This is a genomic window from Streptomyces actuosus, from assembly GCF_016921115.1.
Lineage (GTDB): Bacteria > Actinomycetota > Actinomycetes > Streptomycetales > Streptomycetaceae > Streptomyces > Streptomyces actuosus_A.
Window position 1 is genome coordinate 43,677 of record NZ_JAFFZS010000032.1, and the last position, 18,973, is coordinate 62,649.

General features: G+C 76.1%; 15 protein-coding genes. 6 read left to right on the top strand and 9 right to left on the bottom strand.

Features of this window, described 5'->3' with window-relative positions; translation table 11 throughout:
- Window positions 1-297 precede the first annotated feature (297 nt).
- Window positions 298-1,557 (bottom strand): hypothetical protein, encoded by a 1,260-nt coding sequence (locus JS756_RS28715; RefSeq protein WP_205386153.1) that lies wholly within the window; start codon window positions 1,555-1,557, stop codon window positions 298-300.
- A 147-nt stretch (window positions 1,558-1,704) separates the two neighbouring features.
- Window positions 1,705-1,911 carry a thiopeptide-type bacteriocin gene (locus JS756_RS28720; protein WP_205386154.1) on the bottom strand — a complete coding sequence of 69 codons (207 nt, stop codon included), beginning with the start codon at window positions 1,909-1,911 and terminating at the stop codon, window positions 1,705-1,707.
- A gap of 744 nt (window positions 1,912-2,655) precedes the next feature.
- On the opposite strand from JS756_RS28720, the gene JS756_RS28725 reads away from it, so the two are divergent.
- The 6 genes from JS756_RS28725 to fes all read left to right on the top strand — a co-directional run bounded on the left by JS756_RS28725 (window position 2,656) and on the right by fes (window position 10,227).
- Window positions 2,656-3,858: an ATP-binding cassette domain-containing protein gene (locus JS756_RS28725; RefSeq protein WP_205386155.1), complete on the top strand. Its 1,203-nt coding sequence runs from the start codon at window positions 2,656-2,658 to the stop codon at window positions 3,856-3,858.
- The gene (locus JS756_RS28730) at window positions 3,855-4,622 is read left to right on the top strand and encodes an ABC transporter permease (RefSeq protein WP_205386156.1); all 768 of its coding nucleotides are present in this window, start codon (window positions 3,855-3,857) and stop codon (window positions 4,620-4,622) included. The genes JS756_RS28725 and JS756_RS28730 overlap by 4 nt, the downstream gene beginning before the upstream one ends.
- A complete protein-coding gene (locus tag JS756_RS28735; protein WP_205386157.1) occupies window positions 4,619-5,947 on the top strand; it encodes a M16 family metallopeptidase in 1,329 nt (442 codons plus the stop codon). Before JS756_RS28730 ends, JS756_RS28735 begins: the two co-directional genes overlap by 4 nt.
- On the top strand, window positions 5,944-7,344 hold the full coding sequence (locus JS756_RS28740; protein WP_205386158.1) for a M16 family metallopeptidase: 1,401 nt from the start codon (window positions 5,944-5,946) through the stop codon (window positions 7,342-7,344). Before JS756_RS28735 ends, JS756_RS28740 begins: the two co-directional genes overlap by 4 nt.
- Before the next feature lie 240 nt (window positions 7,345-7,584).
- A complete protein-coding gene (locus JS756_RS28745; protein ID WP_205386159.1) occupies window positions 7,585-8,787 on the top strand; it encodes an amidohydrolase in 1,203 nt (400 codons plus the stop codon).
- 120 nt (window positions 8,788-8,907) lie between these two features.
- Window positions 8,908-10,227 carry an enterochelin esterase gene (fes, locus tag JS756_RS28750; protein ID WP_205386160.1) on the top strand — a complete coding sequence of 440 codons (1,320 nt, stop codon included), beginning with the start codon at window positions 8,908-8,910 and terminating at the stop codon, window positions 10,225-10,227.
- Here fes and JS756_RS28755 read toward each other — a convergent pair.
- Genes JS756_RS28755 through JS756_RS28785 form a run of 7 tightly spaced genes read right to left on the bottom strand, consistent with a single transcriptional unit; the run spans window position 10,152 to window position 18,946 of the window.
- Complete coding sequence (locus JS756_RS28755; protein ID WP_205386161.1) at window positions 10,152-10,877, bottom strand: 4'-phosphopantetheinyl transferase family protein; 726 nt, start codon at window positions 10,875-10,877, stop codon at window positions 10,152-10,154. The two genes, fes and JS756_RS28755, sit on opposite strands and share 76 nt — an antisense overlap.
- Window positions 10,874-11,167, bottom strand: coding sequence for an MbtH family NRPS accessory protein (locus JS756_RS28760; protein WP_205386162.1), 294 nt, complete (start codon window positions 11,165-11,167; stop codon window positions 10,874-10,876). The genes JS756_RS28755 and JS756_RS28760 overlap by 4 nt, the downstream gene beginning before the upstream one ends.
- A complete protein-coding gene (locus JS756_RS28765; RefSeq protein ID WP_438817351.1) occupies window positions 11,164-15,138 on the bottom strand; it encodes a non-ribosomal peptide synthetase in 3,975 nt (1,324 codons plus the stop codon). The genes JS756_RS28760 and JS756_RS28765 overlap by 4 nt, the downstream gene beginning before the upstream one ends.
- Entirely contained in the window at window positions 15,135-15,365 is a 231-nt protein-coding gene (locus JS756_RS28770; protein WP_205386163.1) for a phosphopantetheine-binding protein, read from the bottom strand. Before JS756_RS28770 ends, JS756_RS28765 begins: the two co-directional genes overlap by 4 nt.
- A 6-nt stretch (window positions 15,366-15,371) precedes the next feature.
- On the bottom strand, window positions 15,372-16,028 hold the full coding sequence (locus JS756_RS28775) for an isochorismatase family protein (protein ID WP_205386164.1): 657 nt from the start codon (window positions 16,026-16,028) through the stop codon (window positions 15,372-15,374).
- A gap of 15 nt (window positions 16,029-16,043) precedes the next feature.
- On the bottom strand, window positions 16,044-17,726 hold the full coding sequence (locus JS756_RS28780) for a (2,3-dihydroxybenzoyl)adenylate synthase (protein WP_205386165.1): 1,683 nt from the start codon (window positions 17,724-17,726) through the stop codon (window positions 16,044-16,046).
- The gene (locus JS756_RS28785; protein ID WP_205386166.1) at window positions 17,723-18,946 is read right to left on the bottom strand and encodes an isochorismate synthase; all 1,224 of its coding nucleotides are present in this window, start codon (window positions 18,944-18,946) and stop codon (window positions 17,723-17,725) included. Before JS756_RS28785 ends, JS756_RS28780 begins: the two co-directional genes overlap by 4 nt.
- Window positions 18,947-18,973 lie beyond the last annotated feature (27 nt).

Consider the following 18,973-nt stretch of genomic DNA (forward strand, 5'->3'; position numbering starts at 1 on the left):
GCACCGCATCCGGGCCGGGCCCGGCGCCGGGCGCCTCGCGGAGGCGGGTCCGGGACGGTGCGGGCGGGATCGGGGGCCCGCGCGGCGGGGGCCCGGTGCGGGCGGGCCGGTCACCGGAGCGGGCGCGGGAGGCAGAGCGAACGGGTGCCGGGCGGACGGGGGACGACGGCGTACGGGTGCGGGGCGGGCCGGGGCGTGCGGGCCCCCGTCAGGCCGGCAGGCCCCGGCCCTGGTGCCGGGCCGCCCCCGAGGCCCGGCCGTGCGGTGGTGGCGTGGCGGCTCGCGAGGTCCGGGACATCATGGGCCGGGCACCGGTGGCCGGGCCGCCGCCTCGACGGCGGTGCGCACCCGTTCGGGGAGTTCCCGCTCGGCGAAGCCGGACATGCGCTCCAGCCAGGTCTCGCCCAGCAGTTCGTCGGCGGCTTCGCTCACCCCGTAGCACAGGTAGTAGCGCCGCAGCGGGCTGACGCCCAGGCAGGTGAGGGCCGAATAGAGGGAGTTGAGGACGAGCCGGTGGGCGGTCTGCCAGTACGGTTCGCTGACGGTGATACCGCTGTGGTGGGCCGCGGTGTGGAAGGCGTTGGGCACCGGACGGTCGTCGGTGGGGGCCGTGGCCGACCCCAGGGCGCCCAGTGTCTCGTCGGTGATCAGACCCGTCGCGGTGAACGCTTCGGCGGCGCCCCGGCAGCGGGCGAACGCCGCGGCCCAGTGCGCCAGCACGGGCGAGCCGGGCGGAGCCCCGGCGGAGCCGGGGGCCGACGGATCCCGGGCGACGGCGGAGGCCGACGGCTCCTGGGGAACGGCGGCGGACAGTGGCTGCTCGGCGACGGCGGCGGCGAAGAACTCCCGGTCCCTCGCGTACCGTTCGCGGAATGCGGCCCGCAGGTCGGTGCGCCCGCCGACCGCCGACATCACGCCCTCGGCGTGCGAACGGTAGGGCAGCGTGCCCACGCCCAGCCCGTACGGATGGCCGCGGGCCAGCAGGGCGAGCACCCGCGTCACCAGGCGCAGGACGTCCGTGCCGTCCGCGCCGGTACCGTCCCCGGCGTCCGCCGGACCGGTGCCGAGCCCCGGTGCCGGGGGGTCCGGTACGGCGCCCACGCTGTGCAGCAGCGGGGACAGCAGATGGGACGACAGCTGGTCTCGGGCGTCGACCAGGGCGGGCGTCCAGCCCGGCGGGGGTCCGGTCTCCTCGTCCACTTCCACCACGCCCTGGGCGCGCAGCGGCGGATGGGGCGGCGGGACGTTCTCCCAGCGGCCCAGCTCCGCGGCCCGCGCCCGGTAGGCCACCTCGTCGGGGGCGGTCGCGGGCAACGACCGGGCGGCCCGGCCGGCCAGCGCCGCGAAGTCGTCCAGAAGCAGGGTGTTGCTGGCCAGGGGACGCAGGGTGATCCGCAGGTGGGAGCCGCCCAGCCAGCCCCGGCGCACATGCGCCAGCGGCACCCACTGCCGTGCCGTCAACTCCCGGAGCGGACCGGCCAGCAGGCGCAGCAGCGGCAGCGGGTCCGTCGAGTGATCGTGGACCCGTACGATGCGGGTCCGTCCGGGCAGATCCACGCGAGACTCCTCCGGGAGGGGCGCGGGGGGACCCTGGTGGACCGTGGTCCCCCCGCCGTGATGAGCGTTGTTCGAGCCGGCCGGCGGCCGGCGCACACATGAGCCCGGGCTGAGGACCGGACCGCAAGCGCCGTCAGTGCCGGACGGTCAGCAGCAGCAGCACGACGAGGACGAGGAGATGGAGGCGGCGTCCAGCGCGGCGCCGTCGACCACGTCCTCCGCGTCGTCCACGAACTCCGCGTTGTTGATGATGATCGACGCGCCCATCTCGGGCAGCGCCACCGCGTCGTTCACGTCGAGGACCTTCAGGTCCTCCAGGTCGAAGGCGGCGAACTCGGTCGCGGTCTGGCTCATGTCGCATGTTCCCTTCGTGGTGTCCGTCGGACCCGCCCGCAGCGTGAGCGGGACGCGTCCGTGAGATCGCTCCGGCCGGCACGGTCCAGGTGCGTCAGGTGCCGTCCGGACGGGCAGGCCGCCGGGGACGTGCCGGACGGCGGCACGTCGAAGACGGCCCGCCGGCCGGCACGGGCCGATCCGGAGCGGTGCTCATCGTGGGCGACCGCGTCACACCGCAACAAGGCCTGCCGGGCGGCAGCAAACTGCGGATCACCGGCCGGATCTGCAGCTTGGTGCCAGGCGGCTCCCGGGCGGCCCGAACCGCTGGACGCCGGCCTGCGACGTGGGCATCGTCGGTCCGCGTACCGGGCGCCGCACGCACCTGTGCACCGGTCCGTGTTCCGTCACCGCCCGCGGGTCCGCACCATCGCCCGCACCTGTGCACCTCCACCACCCGCGCCTTTGCACCTCAGGGCCGCCGTCCGCGTGTTCGGCGCTGGCGGGGCGCACACCGTTCCGGTGCGCGCGAGGACCGGGCGCGCGGGCCGGGGCGGACACGGGCCGGGCGGCGCGGATCCCGGGACGGTGCGCGCACCGGCGGACGCCGGCCGGCGCCGCGCCGCGGGGTGCCGCCCGGTGCGACCGGACGGCTCGGGGTCGCCTCCGGGCGCCGACCAACAGGGAAGGGAGCACGATGACCGAGGGCCACACGATCGGTCCACGGCCGAACGGCCGTGCCGCGCGCGGGACGGGGACGCCCGCATGATCGCCGCGCGAGGACTGGAGCGCACCTTCCCCGGCAGGCACGGCGCGGTGGAGGCGGTCCGCGGGGTGGACCTGGACGTCGCCGAGGGCGAGGTACTGGGTCTGCTGGGCCGCAACGGCGCCGGGAAGACCACCACCGTGCGGATGCTGACGACGCTGCTGGACCCGACCGCCGGGACCGCCCGGGTCGCGGGCCACGACGTGGTCACCGAGCGCCGCGAGGTACGGCGGCGGATCGGCCTGGTCGGTCAGGGCGGTGCCGCGGGCAGCGAGCACCGGGTCGTCGACGAACTGCGCACCCAGGCGCGGCTGCACGGCCTGGGCCGCCGCGAGGCCGCCGAGCGCGCCGCGCGGATGTGCGCGGACTTCGGCCTGGAGGGTCTGGAGCACCGGCTGGCCAAGACCCTTTCGGGCGGGCAGCGGCGCCGACTGGACATCGCCCTGGGCCTGGTGTCGCGGCCGCAGGTGCTCTTCCTCGACGAGCCGACCGCCGGCCTGGACCCGCACAGCCGGGCCGCCGTGTGGGAGCACGTGCGCTCGCTGCGCACCGAACACGGCGTGACGGTCTTCCTCACCACGCACTACCTGGACGAGGCCGACCAGATCTGCGACCGGATCACCGTCGTCGACGAGGGCCGCGTGATCGCCGACGACACCCCCGAGGCGCTCAAGGACGCCACCGCCGGAGACACCGTGGTCATCGCCACCCGGCAGGTCGCCGAGGCCGCCGTCGCCGTCGGCCGCGCCGTGCCCGGGGGCCGGGTGGACAAGGCCGCCGACGCGGTGCAGGTGCGGGTCGTCGAGGCCCGCCGCCGGCTCGCCGACATCCTGCGGGAGCTGGACCACGCGGGCGTGGACGTCGAGTCGGTCCTCGTGAAACGGCCGTCCCTGGACGACGTGTTCCTCACCCTGACCGGACGCTCGATGCATGAGCAGCACGCACAGCCGGACCAGAACGAGCCGCGGGAGCGGCGGGGGCAGCGCGGGGGCGGCGGCACGTCCCGTACGGCCTCCGAGGCAGCCGAATCCCCCGAGCCCGCCGGCGGCACCGGGGCCGCCACGGCCTCCGACGGGCCCGCACCCGGCACAGCCGCCCGCCCCGTGCCCGCGGCGAGGGCCGCGTCCCCCGCCGCGGCCGGCGCGGCGGCCCGACCGGCGGCGACCGGGACCGCCACGGCCACCCCCCGGGAGGACCAGTGACCCCCCAGCCCGTCAACGACGCCCTCGCGGTGTTCCAGCGGTCCCTGCGCTACACCGTCCGCAACCCCGCCTGGGTCGCCGTGGGCCTGATCCAGCCCACCCTGTACCTGGTGTTCTTCGGGCCGCTGCTGCTCAAGCTGTCCCAGGGGCCCGGCTTCGACCACGCCGACTCCTGGAGCGTCTTCGTCCCCGGGCTCCTCGTCCAGCAGGCCATGTTCAGCTGCATCTTCGTCGGCATCGGCATCCTCAACGAGCGGCGCGCCGGCGTCCTGGACCGCATGCGGGTCAGCCCCGCCCACAAGACCGCCCTGCTGGCCGGGCGGGTCGCCCGGGACGTCGTCGTCCTGCTGGTGCAGGCGAGCGTGCTGGTGCTGGGCGCGGTCGCCGTCGGTCTGCGGGCCTCCCTGCCCGGCGTGCTGCTGGCCGTCCTGCTCGTCGGTGTCCTCGCGGCCGGCATGTCCTCGCTGTCCTACGGTCTCGCCCTGCGCATGGGCCAGGAGGAGGCGTACAGCGGCGTGCTCAACGCCGTGACCCTGCCGGTGCTGCTGCTGTCGGGGATCCTGCTGCCGATGTCCCTGGCCCCCACGTGGCTGGCCTGGCTGTCCCGGATCAACCCGCTCACCCACGTCGTGACCGCCGAACGCCACCTGTTCGCGGGCGACCTCGACAGCGGGCGGGTGCTCCTCGGCGCCGGCCTGGCCGTCCTGCTGGTGCTGGTCGCCGGGCGGTTCGGCATCCGCGCGATGCAGGACACCGCCCGATGAGCGCCCCGGCCGCGCCCGCACGGCCCGCGGCCGGGCGTGGCGAGCAGCTCCGCCTGCGTCTGGACAACGGCCTGCGCGTCGTCGTCACCGAGGACCACGACGCACCCGCCGTCGCCGTCGCCGTCACCTACGACGTCGGGTTCCGCTCCGAGCCCGAGGGGCGCAGCGGATTCGCCCACCTCTTCGAGCACCTCATGTTCGAGGGCAGCGAACACGTCGGACGCGGCGCGCACGCCCGTCTCGTGCAGGCGGCCGGCGGCATCTTCAACGGAACCACCCACCGCGACCACACCGCGTACTACCAGGTGGTGCCGGCCGAGGCCCTGGAACGGGTGCTGTTCCTGGAGGCCGACCGGATGCGCGCGCCCCGCATCACCGAGGAGACCCTCGCCCACCAGATCGCGGTGGTGCGCGAGGAGGTGCGCCGCAACATCACCGGCCGGCCCTACGGCGGCTTCCCGTGGGTGCAGCTGCCGCCCGCCGTCTTCACCACCTTCGCCAACACCCACAACGGGTACGGCGACCTGGCCGACCTCCGGGCGAGCCGCCCCGACGACTTCGCCGCCTTCTTCGACACGTACTACGCACCCGGCAACGCGGTGCTCACCGTGGTCGGCGCCGTCGACGCCGACCGCTGCGCGGAGGCGATAGACCGCCACTTCGGCCCGCTGCCCGCCCGTCCCGTCCCGCCGCGTACCCGGTTCGGCGAGCCGGAGCCGACCGCGGACCGGCTCGACGTCCACGACGTGCCGGGGCTGCCCCTGCCCGCCCTCGCTCTGGGCCTGCGCCTGCCCGACCCGGTCGCCGATCCCGACGGCTACCGGGCGGCCACCGTGCTCGGGGCGCTGCTCGGCGACGGCGAGACGTCCCTGCTGCACCGCACCGTCGTCCGCGAACGCCGACTCGCCACGTTCGTGCACGCCGGTGCCGGGCTGACCGGCGTGCCCTGGGAGGTCCGCGACCCGGACGTGTTCGTGATCCGCGCCATGACCCCCACCGAGCACACCGCCGAGGCCGTGACGGACGCCGCCTTCGAGGCCCTTCGGCGGCTCGCCGACAGCGGCCCCGACCCGGCCGCGCTCACCCGTGCCTCCGCCCGGCTCGCCACCGAGCAGTACCTGCCCCTGGACCGGCTCGGCTCCCGCGCCCGCGCCCACGGCCGCTTCGAGCTCCACCACGGTGACGCGGCCCTCGCCGACCGGCTCCCCGGCAGCCTGCTGCGGACCACGCCCCGGCAGATCACCGACGCCGCGACCGCGCTGGCCGGCCGGCACCGCCGCGGCGTGCTGCTGCGCCCGGCACCCACCCACGGAGGCCGAGGATGACCACCGCCGCCACGCCAGGGACCACCCCGCCGGCTCCCCCGCGCGCCGAAGCCGGCCACCCGCCCGCCGGGCTGCCCCCGCTCGGCAGCCCGCTGCCCGTGCGGCCGCCGGACGCCGTGACCCGCACCGCCGGGAACGGTCTCCGGGTGATCGCCGTGCGGCGACCCGCCGTACCGCTCGCCGAACTGCGGCTGCACATCCCCTTCGACGGCGGGCCCGCCGAACTCGGCGCCACCGCCGAGGTACTGGCCGCCACCCTGCTCGGCGGCGCCGCCGGACCGCCCGCCCTGGACCGGACCGCCGTCGACGACCGCGTCGCCGACGCCGGCGGACGCCTCGGGGTGCGGGTCGACCCGGAGGGCCTGGAGGTGTCCGGCACCGCCCTCGAAGGCGGACTGCCCGGGCTGCTGGACGTCCTGGGCCGCTGCCTGGCCGCCCCGGCGCTCGACCCGGCCGACGTCACCGCCGAACGCGACCGTCTGCTGCGCCGCATCGAGGTGGCCCGCGGCGCACCCCGCCACGTGGTCCGCGAGGCGCTGCTGCTCCGCGCCTTCGGCGGCCATCCGATCACCCGGGAGACCCCGCGGGCGGACCTGGTGGCCGCCGTGGAACCCGCGGCCGTCGCCCGCCTGGCCGCGGACCGCGTGGTGCCGCGCGGATCCGTCCTGGCCGTCGTCGGCAGCGGCGAGCCGGAGGCGACGGCAGATCTCGTCTGCGTGGCGCTCGCGGACTGGCGAGCCGACCGTCCCGTGACCGGGCCCACCGCGCCGCCCCCGCTGCGCACCGGCCCCGTGACCGTGCTGGCCCGTCCCGGCGCCCGTCAGGCGCAGATCCGGCTCGCCGCGGACGCCCCGCCACGTACCGACCCCGACTACGAGGCCCTGGTGGTCGCCAACATGGTGTTCGGCGGCTTCTTCTCCTCCCGGCTCGTCGGCGAACTGCGCGAACGGCACGGCTGGACCTACCAGGCCCAGTCCCGCCTGTCGGAGCACGCCGGCCGACGCGGCTCACTGCTGGTGGAGTTCGACACCGACCCGGACGCCGCGGGAGCGGCCCTGCGGGTGACGCACGATCAACTGACGGCGGTGGTCGGCGCGGTGCCGCCGACCGCGGAAGAGGTGCTCGCGGCCCGGTCCCACGCGGCCGGTCTCACCGCCCTGTCGCTGTCCGGGCGGCGCGGCCTGGCACGCCTGCTCGTCGCCCTCTACCGGGCCGGACTCGACCACCGGTGGCTGCCGGGCCACCTGCACCGGCTGCGCACCGTCGACCCCGACGCCGTCCGTGATGCCGCCCACCGCCTCGCCCCCGGCCGCTTCACCGGCGTGGTGTCCGGGGACCCGGACGTCCTGGAACCCCAGCTCGCCGCACTCCCCGAGGGCTGGTCCCCGGCCCCCTGACCCCGGCCGGGGGCGTCCGGCCGGGCGGCCCCGGCACCCGCGCGGGGGGGGCGCCCGGTGCCGGGCACGTCGACGGTTCGGGGGGCTGACGGCGAGGGCTGACGCCCGTCGGCGCGAGGACTCCGATGGCGGAGCCGTCGGCGCGGGACGGTACCGTCCGGGCGAGGGGATCCGCCGGGGTGCCGGTGCGCGCAGTGCGTGCCGCGGGCCCGGCCACGACGACGCCGGCGCAGGGGAGCCATGACCAGCGACGACTTCTTGCACGAGCTCACGGACCGGGCCGTCGACCGCTGGAGCGCCCGACTGCTGGCGCTGAGCCGGGCCGTCCACGCCGAGCCGGAGACCGCGTTCGCCGAACACCGGGCCGTGGCCCGGGTGGCCGAGTTGCTGGAGGAGGCCGGTTTCCACGTCCGGCGCGGGGTCTGCGACCTGCCGACGGCGCTCACCGCGACGGTGGGCGAGGGCGATCTCACGGTGGGGATCTGCGCGGAGTACGACGCCCTTCCCGGGGTGGGACACGCGTGCGGTCACAATCTGATCGCCGCCGCGGGCGTGGGCGCCGCGATCGGCCTGGCCGCCGTGGCCGACCGTCTCGGGCTCCGGGTGAAACTGCTCGGCACGCCCGCCGAGGAGCACGGCGGGGGCAAGGTCCTGATGCTGGAGCGCGGGGCCTTCGACGACGTGACGGTGGCGATGATGGTTCACCCGGGCCCCGGCGACCTGACCTTCGGCGGTGATCGCACCACCGCGGCGGCCCGCTTCGAGGTGGTCTTCCGGGGCCGCACGGCCCACTCGGCCAAGTCGCCGCACGAGGCGCTCAACGCGGGTGACGCGGCGGTCGTGGCCCAGGTCGCCGTCGGTCTGCTGAGGCAGCAGATCACGTCCGCCTCGCGGATCTCGGGGTTCGTCCGCGAGGCCGGGCAGCGCACCAACATGATCCCGGAACGGGCCGTCCTGGAGTACGAGGTGCGGGCGGCCGGCGCCGAGGAGCTGGGCCGGCTCACCGAGCGGGTCCTGGACTGCTTCCGCGGCGCCGCGATGGCCACCGGGACCGCGGCCGACATCCGCCGTACCCAGCCGGACTACCTCGACCTGCGGCAGGACCCGTGGCTGCTGGGGATGTACGAACGGCATCTGAAGGAGTTCGGCCGCGCCGCCGAGCCGGTGCCGCCGGGCAGCGTGAGCGCCTCCACCGACATGGGCAACGTCAGCCATGTGGTGCCCTCGATCCATCCGCACATCGGCGTCCTCGGCTGCCGGGCGACCCCGCACCACGCGGAGTTCGCCGACGAGATGACCACCCCGGCCGCCGACACCGCCCTGCTGGACGCCGCCCGCCTCCTCGCCCGGACGGGCGTGGACCTGGCCGGGAATGCCGAGCGGCGGGAGCACTACGTGCGTGCGCACCGGTGGCGCCTCCCCGGTGGCGGCGTCGTCGGCTGACGCGGGGCGGCCGGCCGGGCGAGGAGCTCACGGGGGTGCCGTGCCCCGCCCTCGCCACCCGGGACCCCAAGAAAGGTAAGGTGACCCTAAGTTCGCTGCTCTCCCGTGTTCGGAGGCCCCATGCCCCTGCCCGCGCTGCCCGAGGATCCCCTGCGACGACCGCCCCGGCTCCCCCGCCCGGAGCCGGTGCCCCGGCTCGCGGGGACCGCCGTGGACCTGCCGTCCCCGGCGGGTGAGGCGCAGTTCTGGGAACGGGTGCGCCGGACCGGCACTCCGCTGGTCGGGCCGGACCCCGGGGGAGATCCGGACCACGCGGCCGTCACCTTCCTGTGGCGCGGCGATCACACCACCCGGGCCGTCCAGGTCGTGCCGAACAAGCTCGGCGACCCGCGCTCCCCCGAGGGCAACCTCATGGAGCGGGTGCCGGGCACGGATGTCTGGCACTGGACGGTCCGCCTGCGTCGCGACTGGCACGGCACCTACGACCTGCTCGTCGACGACGCCGCGGACGAGCCGGACGGCGCGCGGGACGCGACGGCCGCGGAGGAAGGCGACGGGCGCCCCGATCCGGGCAGTGCCTCCTACTGGCCCTGGCTGCGCACCCGGCACCGCGGCGACCCGTACAACCCGCACCGGCTCCCACGCCGTTGGGACGGCCCGCCGCTGCCCTACGCCGAACTCCCGGACGCCCCCCGCGGGTCCGCATGGGTCCCCCGTCCCGGTGTCCAGGGCGGCACCCTGGGCGAACACCGGGTCACGAGCACGGCGCTCGGCGCCGGCCGCCGGGTCTGGCTGTACGAGCCCGCCCGCCGCAGGCCGGGCGAACTGCCCGTGCTGGTGCTCCTGGACGGCGACCACTGGGGGCCCCGCCTCGGTGTGGCGCACCTGCTCGACAACCTGATCGCCGACGGCCTGATCCCGCCGGTCGCCGCCCTCCTGCCGGACTCGGTCGACACGGACACCCGGTACCGGGAGCTGACCTGCCGTCCGGAGTACGTCTCCTTCCTCACCGACGAGCTGCTGCCGTGGGCGGCGGAGCGACTGCCCCTCACCCGCGACCCCGACCGCACCGTGATCGCCGGGCAGAGCCTGGGCGGCCTGACGGCGGCCTACGCCGGGCTCACGGCCCCGCACCGGTTCGGGCACGTGCTGGCCCAGTCGGGCTCCTTCTGGTGGCCCGCCGGCCCGCACGCCGAGTGGTTCGCGGACGCGCTGGCCGCCTCCGCGCGGGTGCCGGTGCGCTTCCGCCTCGCCTTCGGCGAGCAGGAGTGGGTGGCCCTGCCCGCCGCCCGGCGGCTGCGGGCGGCCCTGGCCGCCACCGGCTACCACGACGCCGTGTACCGCGAGTTCAACGGCGGTCACGACTACGTGTGCTGGCGGGCCGAGCTCGCCGACGGACTGGTGGCCGCGCTGTCCGGCAGCGCGCAGGCCGCGGCGTAGCCGGCGGGCACCGGTACGTCCGCGAGCCACCAGCCCGCCGGCACCCGCGGCCGGGGCCCGGTGCCGACGAGCAGCGTGCGCGGTCCCGTTCCCCCGAGTCCCTCGCCGGTGGCCTTCAGACAGGCCTCCTTGCGGGTCCAGCAGCGGGCGAAGGCGGCCGCACCCGCGGCGGGATCCGAGCCCGCCAGGCACGCCAGCTCCCGCTGCTCGGCGGGATGCAGGGCCCGCGCCGCGGCCATGGCCGTACGGAGCTGCGGCAGTTGCTCGACGTCCACCCCCACCGGCCGGTCTGCCAGGGCGATCAGGGCCAGCGCTCCCGAGTGGGAGAGGGAGAAGTGGAGCCGCTCGCCCGCCGCGCCCGCGACGGCCGGCCGGCCGTGCGGTCCCCGGCAGCCGGGGCAGGGCAGGCGGGTGAGCGGCACCTCGGCCGGGCGCATGTCCAGCCGCCCGCCGAGCAAGTGCCGCAGCGCGGTGTGCGCGGCGACGAACAGCGCCCGGTCACCCGGCCGCCGCAGCGCCGCCGCACGGCGACGCTCCCCGGCGTCCAGGGCGGACGCCGTGCGCGGGCCGGCGGCCGGCGTGCGCACCAGCCACACCTCCGGCCCGGCCGGCCCGGCTCCGGGCACGCACACCCGGGACACGGCGCTCACGCCGGGGACGCCTCCGTCCCCGGAACCGCACCCGGCCCGGTCCGCGCCCCCGACCACGGCTCCGTCACCCTCTCCGTCTCCGTCACGCTCTCCGTCCCTGCTTCCGGCTCCGGCTCCGGCCGTGACTCCAGCCAGTGCGCGCAGGCCTCCCGGTCGGCCGGGCCGAACCGGGGCGTCCAGCCGGGCGGGACCTGCCGCCACTGCGGCCACAGGGACCGCGCACCCCGGTCGTTCTCCAGCACCAGATGGGGCGTCGCCCGGTCGAACGGGGCGAGATCACCGGGGTTCATGCGTCGAGCTCCCTGAGCCGTTCCGTCAGGACGGCGCCGACGGTGTCGAGTTGGCGGTCCTGTGTCATCTGGGGATGGGTGCAGTCCAGGTCGACGTCGAGGATCCGGCCGCCCACATGGGGCCGCCACGCCTCGTACGTCAGCCAGTCCTCCTTGCGGGGCGCCGCCGCGGTGAAGAACACCATGTCGCCTTCGTAGCGCCGGTGGTGGTGCTCGCGCATCAGGCGGGCGTTGTGCGGCACGATGTCGACGATCCGGGACAGCGTCCGGCCGGGGAGCCCGGCCAGCGGGCTGCCCGCCCGGTTGAGCGAGGCCACCACGTCGTCCCTGCCGCGCTCGTCACGCCGTTCCAGGCCGGCCATCCGCAGGACGGCGGTGAGCGCGTCGCCCTCCTCCGGTGCCGGCCGCTCCCGCCACTGCTCGGCGGGGAAGGCGTCGAGCAGGGCCAGCAGGTCGACCCGCTCCCCGGCCTCCTGCAGCAGCACGGCGACGGTCTGCGCGAGCGCGCCGCCCACCGACCAGCCGAGCAGCCGGTACGGGCCGAACGGCCGGACCCGGCGGATGTGGCGGACGTACAGCGCCGCGGTCTCCTCCAGGGTGTCCGGGAGCGGCGCCGGGTCGAGCAGCCCCGGAGCCTGGACGCCGTACACCGGCTGCCGCGGCCCGAGCCGGGCGGGAAGCCCCGCGTAGCACCAGGCGATGCCGCCCGCCGGGTGGAGGGCGAACAGCGGTGGCAGGTCTCCCTCGGCGCGCAGCGGCAGCACGGTCTGCAGGGCGTCCCGGGAGGCGGGGCCCGCCTCGTCGATCCGGGCCGCCAGGGCGGTCGGCGTGGGCGCCGCGAAGAGCGAGCCGATGGTCAGTTCGACACCGAACTCCTCCCTGACCCTGGCCACCAGGCGGACCGCGAGCAAGGAGGTGCCGCCCAGGTCGAAGAAGGCGTCGTCGGGCCCGGCCCGCTCCAGACCGAGTACCTCGGCGAAGAGCCGGGCCGTCGCCGCCTCCCGCTCGGAGGCCGGGCGGCGGGAGGCGCTCGCGAACACCGGGGCGGGCAGCGCACGCCGGTCCAGCTTGCCGTTGGGGCTGAGCGGGAAGGAGTCCAGCCGGACCACGGCCGCCGGGACCATGTGCTCCGGCAGGGTCCTCGTCAGGGCCCTGCGGACGGCGGCCGGGTCGGCGCCGCCGGTGATGTAGCCGATCAGCCGCTGGTCGCCCGGCCGGTCCTCGCGGACCAGCACGACGGCGCCGCCCACCCCGTCCTGGGCGCCCAGCGCGGCCTCGATCTCGCCCGGTTCGATCCGCTGGCCGCGCAGCTTGACCTGGTGGTCGGTGCGGCCGAGGTACTCGACCTCGCCCTCGGGCGTCCAGCGCGCCAGGTCGCCGGTGCGGTACATGCGGCTGCCGGGCGGGCCGAAGGGGTCGGCCACGAACCGTGCGGCGGTCAGCTCGGCGCGACCCAGGTAGCCGTCGGCGAGCTGGGCACCCGCCAGGTAGAGCTCACCGGGGACGCCGGGCGGACAGAGCTGAAGGGCGGCGTCCAGGACGTACAGCCGGGTGTTCCACACCGGTGCGCCGATCGGCACCGGCCCGTCGTGCTCCGGCCGACAGGCGTGGTGGGTGACGTCGACGGCGGCCTCGGTCGGCCCGTACAGGTTGTGCAGCTCCACCCCGGGCAGGACGCGCGAGAAGGCGTGCGCGGTGTCCCGGGGCAGCGCCTCGCCGCTGCAGAACACCCGGCGCAGCCCGCCGAGTCCGCCGCGGGCGGCGGGCAGGGGGGCGCCGCTGCCGGACACGGCCGGGTCGGCGAGGAACACCTGCAGCATGGAGGGCACGAAGTGGCAGGTGGTGACGGCCTGTTCGCGGATCAGCCGGGCCAGGTAGGCCGGGTCCCGGTGCCCACCGGGCTCGGCGACCACGAGGGTGGCGCCCACTCGCAGCGGCCAGAAGAACTCCCACACCGACACGTCGAACGAGGACGGCGTCTTCTGCAGCACCCGCTCGCCGGGGGTGAGGTGGTAAGCGCCCTGCATCCAGCGCAGCCGGTTGTCGATGGCGCCGTGCGACACGACGACGCCCTTCGGCCGGCCGGTCGAGCCGGAGGTGTAGATGACGTACGCGGGGTGCGACGGGGTGAGCGCGCGGCCCGGACTGGTGGGCAGGTGTCCGTCGAGATCGAGCCCGTCCAGCACGACCAGGGGCGTCCCGGTGGTCTCCGGCAGCCGACCCGCGCGGTCGGTGACCGCGCAGACGGGCACGGCGTCCGCGAGCATGTGGGCGAGGCGTTCGCCCGGGTAGTCCGGGTCCAGCGGGAGGTACGCGGCACCGGACTTGAGCACCCCGAGCAGGGCGACCGGCAGCTCGGCCGAGCGGGGCACCGCGACCGCGACGACCGTGCCGGGACGGGCGCCCAGCGCGATCAGGTGGCGGGCCAGCCGGTTGGCCCGGCCGTTCAGTTCGGCGTAGCTCAGCACGCTGTCGCCGAACACCAGGGCCGGGGCGTCCGGGGTGCGGTTCGCCTGGGCCTCGATCGGGCCGATCAGGGTGGTGCCCGGCAGCTCCCGCGCGGTGTCGTTGAAGGTGTCGAGGAGCTGGTCCTGCTCATGGGGCAGGGCGATGCCGTGCACGGCGGTCGGCAGGTGCGGGTCGGTCCGGGTGAGGCGGGCCAGCAGGGACAGGAAGCGGTCCTGGTGGACGGCGACCTCGGTGTCCTCGTACAGGGCCGGGTTGGCATCGTGGTCGATGCGCAGCCCCCGCTCGCCGCCGAGGTCGTACACGTTGACCGTGAGGTCCTCCACCGGGCCGGAGGACAGGCTGCGGGCCAGCGCCGGTGACCCCGCGAAGTCGGCGCCGAAGTCGAAGGGCATCACGTTGACCAGCGGTCCCAGAAGGGCCCGGCCCTCGCCGAGCAGGCCCAGGTCGCGGCGGATGTCCTCGTAGCGGTACCGCTGGTGGCGGCGGACGGCGCGGACGGCCAGGACCACCTGGCGGACCAGTTCGGCGAAGGTGGCCTCCGGGTCCACCGCGAGCCGCAGGGGCAGCACGTTCATCACCATGCCGGGGATCCGCAGGGTGGCCGAGCCCATCCGGCCCATCATCGGCAGGCCGAGCACCACGTCCCGGCGCGCGGTGGCGCGGGAGGTGTACAGCGCCTGCGCGGCGATGAGCACCTCGGGCCAGGTGGCGCGCAGTTCGGCGGCCAGCTCGCGCAGCCGGGCCGCCGCCTCGCGGTCCAGATGGGCGGTACTGCGGTGGAACGACCGGGAGGGCAGCGCGGTCCGGCCCGCGAGCAGGGGGGCCTCGGGCCGGTCGGCGAGCAGCTCGCGCCAGTGGGCGGCGTCCGCGGTGCGCGTGGCACCCGCCCGGTACTCGGCGTCCTGGGCGAGCAGCAGGTCCAGGGTGCCGAAGGGGCGCGGGGCGGGTTCACGGCCTTCGGCCAGCGCGGTGTACACCTCGGCGGTGCGGCGCATCAGCAGCATGTAGCCGTAGCCGTCCATGACCAGGTGGTGGATCCGCTGGTAGTACAGCCACCGCTGCTCGCCGGTGCGGAACAGGACGTACCGGAACGGCGGGCCGGCGGCGAGGTCGAAGGGGACGGCCAGGTCCGCGTCCATCCACGCCCCTGCCTGCCGGTCGGCGTCCGGGCGGCCGCGCAGATCCCGTACCTCGAAGGGCAGGTCGGGCCACCGGCAGGGGAACTGGCGGGGCCCGTCGGCCAGGTCGGCGACGCGGACCCGGAGCGCGTCCGCCTCGTCGGTGACCTGCCGCACGGCACGGGTGAACACGACGGTGTCCAGTGGGCCGTGGATCTCCAGGCACTGCGCGGTGTTCAGCGCGGGACTGCCGGGGTCCAGGGCCTGCAGGTACCACATTCCCGACTGGGCCGCGGTCAGCGGCAGCCCCGCGTCGGCGGTCTCCTGCCGGGAGGCGGCGGGGGACGTGGCAGCGGTGTCGCCGCCGGTCGGTACGAGCGTCACGAGGCGGCCCCCAGGAGGGGCGCCCACGCCTCGATGGCGGGCCGCTCGGCCAGATCGGCGAAGTCGGCGGCGACCCCGTGGTCGCGCCGCCAGCGTTCCAGCAGGGACATGATGCGGACCGAGTCCAGGCCGTGGTCGACGAGGTTCTCGTCGACGGGTACGTCCGCGGGGTCCTCGCCGAGGCAGTCGGCGACGTCGTGGTGGATCTGCTCGACGGTGAGTGCCATGGCGGCTCAGGTCTCCTTGGTGAGCGCGCCCTGCAGCGCGTCGGTGAGTACGTCGGTGGTGGTGACCCTGGCGCAGCGGCCGGCGGCCCAGCGCAGCGCCATGTCGTGGTCCTCGCGGGAGAAGTCGGCGACGGCGTCGGCGGCCACGAAGGCGCGGATGTCGCGCATCCAGGCGTCCACCGCGGTCGTCAGCACGCCGATGTGCGCGTACACGCCGGTGACGATCAGCTCGTCGCGTCCCCGGGCGGCCATCAGGCCGGCGAGTTCCGTGCGGGCGAAGGCGCTGTACTTCCACTTGGTGAGCAGGGTGTCCCCGGGGGCGGGGGCCACCGCGTCCGGGATCGCGAGCGCGCGCGGGTCGTCGGCGACGCCCGGTCCCCAGAAGTCGAGTTGCAGACCTCGCTCGGCGGGGGTCTGGCCGCCGCGCTGCACCGAGTAGACGACCGGAACGCCCGCCGCGCGGGCCGCGCCGATCAGCCGGGCCGTGTTGCCGAGCATCCCGGTCAGGGGCTGCTCACCGGCGGGGAAGGCGTCCAGGAAGTGGTTCTGCAGGTCGTGCACGAGCAGCACCGCGCGGGACGGGTCCGGGTCCCAGACGACCCGGTTCTCCGGCAAGTCGCCGGCGATGGGCAGCGGATAGCCGGTGACGGCGGGAAGTGCCATGGTGGTGGGGGCCTTTCAGTGCTGCTCGGGGCGTGCGGCGGCGGGGCCGGTGGCGGCCGACCGCAGGCCGTTCTTGCTGATCTTGCCGACGCCGGTGTGGGGGAACGCTTCGACGAAGCGGACCCGGTCCGGCACCTTGTAGGCGGCCAGGCCCTGTTCGCGGACGAACCGCTTGATCGTCACCGGCTCGAGCGGTCCCGCGCCGGGGCGCGGGATCACGTAGGCGAGAGTGCGTTCGCCCAGGTAGGGGTCGGGAACCGCGACCACGCAGACGTCGTGGACGCACGGGTGGCGCAGGACGGCGTTCTCCACCTCCTCCGGGGCGATCTTCTCGCCGCCGCGGTTGATCTGGTCCTTCGCCCGGCCCTCGACCACCAGGTGCCCGGTCGGGGTGCGGCGCACGATGTCCCCGGTGCGGTAGAAGCCGTCCTCGGTGAACGCGCGGGCGTTGTGCTCGGGGGCCCGCCAGTAGCCGCGGACGGTGTAGGGGCCCCGGGTCAGCAGGTGCCCGAACGCGCCCTCGGGGACGTCCTCGTCGCCGTCGTCGACGATGCGTATCTCGTCGTCGGGGGAGATCGGCAGGCCCTGGGTGGTGACCACCGTCTCGTACGGGTCGTCCAGGCGGGTGTAGTTGACCAGTCCCTCGGCCATGCCGAAGACCTGCATCAGGTCGCAGCCCAGGGCGGGCCGGAGGCGCCGGGCCGCCGCCTCGCTGTACTTGGCGCCGCCCACCAGGACCAGCCGCAGGCTGGACAGGTCCTCCTCCGCCCCCGCGGCGGTGTCGGTCCACACCAGGGCGAGCGGCGGCACCAGGCCGGTCATGGTGATCCTCTCCCGCTCGATCAGCGCGAAGGCGGTCGCCGGCTCGGGCGACGGGCACATCACCGCGGTGCCGCCCGCGTACAGCGTGCCCAGCCAGCCCGGCGAGCTGGCGGGGAAGTTGTGCGCGGCGGGCAGGACCACCAGGAACCGGGTGTCCGCGTCGACGCCGCAGATCTCGTTGGAGCCGCGCAGGGAGTAGAGGTAGTCGTCGTGGGTGCGCGGGATCAGCTTGGGCACGCCGGTGGTGCCGCCGGAAAGCTGGAGGAAGGCGAGTTCGTGCGGCTGGGGCCGCTCCGGTTCCGCGCCGGCGGCCGGCGGGTCGCACGGCACGTCGGCGAGGGGCGTGTGCTCGCCCGGGTCCCCGACCACGAACACGTGCCGCAGCGTCGGCGTGGTGCCGCGCACCAGGGTCGCGAGCCCGCGGTGGTCGAAGCCCGCGTGCCGGTCCGGGATCACGTAGGCGACGGCCTCGGTGAAGGAGCAGAAGTAGGCGATCTCGGAGCGGCGGTGTGCGGGGAGCGCGTACACCGGCAGTGCGCCGATCCGGAACAGCGCGAAGGCCACCTCGACCAGTTCGCCGATGTTCGGCAGTTGCAGGACGACGCGGTCGCCCCTGGTGATGCCGCGGGCCCGGAAGCCGGCCGCCAGCCGGTCGACGCGCTCGTCGAGCTGCCGGTAGGTCCAGGTGCGCCGGTCGGGCGCCGGATCGATCAGGGCGATCCGGTCCGGGTGCGCCGTGGCCCGCTCGCGCAGGAACGCGCCGAACGTCTCGCCGCGCCAGTACCCGGCCGCGCGGTAGCGCTCGGCGAACTCGGCGGGCCAGGTGGGGGCGTCCGCACCGGGGGTGGTGGCCGGCGGGCTGCTGTCGAAGGTCACAGTGCGGCTCCCACGGCGTCGAGGAAGGTGCGGAACTTGGCGGCGGTCTCGTCGGTCTCCGCCTGCGGCGAGGACGCGGCCACGACCCCTGCGCCGGCGAACAGGCGCAGCCGGTTGCCCTCGGCCTCGGCGCAGCGGATCGTCACGACCCACTCGCCGTCGCCGTGCGCGTCCTGCCAGCCGACCATTCCGGTGTAGGCGCCGCGGTCGAAGGGCTCGGAGGCGGCGATGACCTCCCGCGCCACGGCGGTCGGGGTGCCGCACACGGCGGGGGTCGGGTGCAGTGCGGAGGCCAGGTCGAGCGCGGTGGCGGCCGGGTCGGCGAGTTCGCCGGTGACGGTGGTCGAGAGGTGCCACATGGCGGCCGTGCGGACCAGCGTCGGCCGCGCGGGGACCTCCAGGCGGGTGCAGAGCGGCTCCAGCGCCCGCCGGACGGCGTCCACCACGACGGCGTGCTCGTGGAGGTCCTTCTCCGACTGCAGCAGCGCGGCGGCGCGGCGGACGTCGTCGGCGAGGTCGGCGCTGCGGGGCGCCGAACCGGCCAGCGGGTTGGCGACGAGCCGCCCCCCGGTGCGCGCCACCAGCAGTTCCGGGCTGGCGCCGACCAGGGTGCGGCCCGGACCGGCGGGCACCGCGAAGGTGTATCCGGCGGGGTCGCGCCGGGCCAGGCGGCGCAGCATGGCCGCCAGGTCGGGCGCCGTGGCGGAGGTGAGTTCCAGGGTGCGGGCGAGGACGACCTTGTCGAGCTCCCCGGCCCGCATGCGGTCCACGGCTGCGGCGACCGCCTCGCGGTACACGGCCGCCGACGGCACCTCTCGCACCTGCCAGCGGTGGGGGGCGCCCTCGCCTGCGGTGAGGGCGGCGGCCGGGTCCTCGCGCAGGGCCGGGGCGCGGCGCACGGTCCTCGGTACGGCGAGTGCGGCGGGGGCGTCTCTGTCGAAGGGGACCGCGCCCATGACCAGCGGGGCGGGGCCCGGGCCTTCGGCGCCGCCGGTGCGGTGACGGTGTGCGGTCTGCTCGGCGAGCACGGACCGGACCCGTTCCCCCAGTGGTGCCGTGCCGTGTGGGACCTCGGCGGCCGTGCCGGCGCCGAGCAGGGTGCGGCGGGGGGTGGCGAGGAACCGGTGCTCGCCCGGGCGGTAGGCGTGCAGCAGGGCGCCTGCGGTGCCGGGCAGGACGGCGGGCGCCGGCGGGGGCGGTTCGTGCACAGAGGTGGTCATGGGGTCTCCAGGTCCGTCCGGCACGGG

Coding starts and splice junctions, on each gene's coding strand:
- JS756_RS28775 (WP_205386164.1), bottom strand. CDS start 16,028: ATGGCACTTCCCGCCGTCACCGGCTATCCGCTGCCCATCGCCGGCGAC.
- JS756_RS28725 (WP_205386155.1), top strand. CDS start 2,656: ATGATCGCCGCGCGAGGACTGGAGCGCACCTTCCCCGGCAGGCACGGC.
- JS756_RS28745 (WP_205386159.1), top strand. CDS start 7,585: ATGACCAGCGACGACTTCTTGCACGAGCTCACGGACCGGGCCGTCGAC.
- fes (WP_205386160.1), top strand. CDS start 8,908: ATGCCCCTGCCCGCGCTGCCCGAGGATCCCCTGCGACGACCGCCCCGG.
- JS756_RS28740 (WP_205386158.1), top strand. CDS start 5,944: ATGACCACCGCCGCCACGCCAGGGACCACCCCGCCGGCTCCCCCGCGC.
- JS756_RS28720 (WP_205386154.1), bottom strand. CDS start 1,911: ATGAGCCAGACCGCGACCGAGTTCGCCGCCTTCGACCTGGAGGACCTG.
- JS756_RS28785 (WP_205386166.1), bottom strand. CDS start 18,946: ATGACCACCTCTGTGCACGAACCGCCCCCGCCGGCGCCCGCCGTCCTG.
- JS756_RS28760 (WP_205386162.1), bottom strand. CDS start 11,167: ATGAACCCCGGTGATCTCGCCCCGTTCGACCGGGCGACGCCCCATCTG.
- JS756_RS28770 (WP_205386163.1), bottom strand. CDS start 15,365: ATGGCACTCACCGTCGAGCAGATCCACCACGACGTCGCCGACTGCCTC.
- JS756_RS28735 (WP_205386157.1), top strand. CDS start 4,619: ATGAGCGCCCCGGCCGCGCCCGCACGGCCCGCGGCCGGGCGTGGCGAG.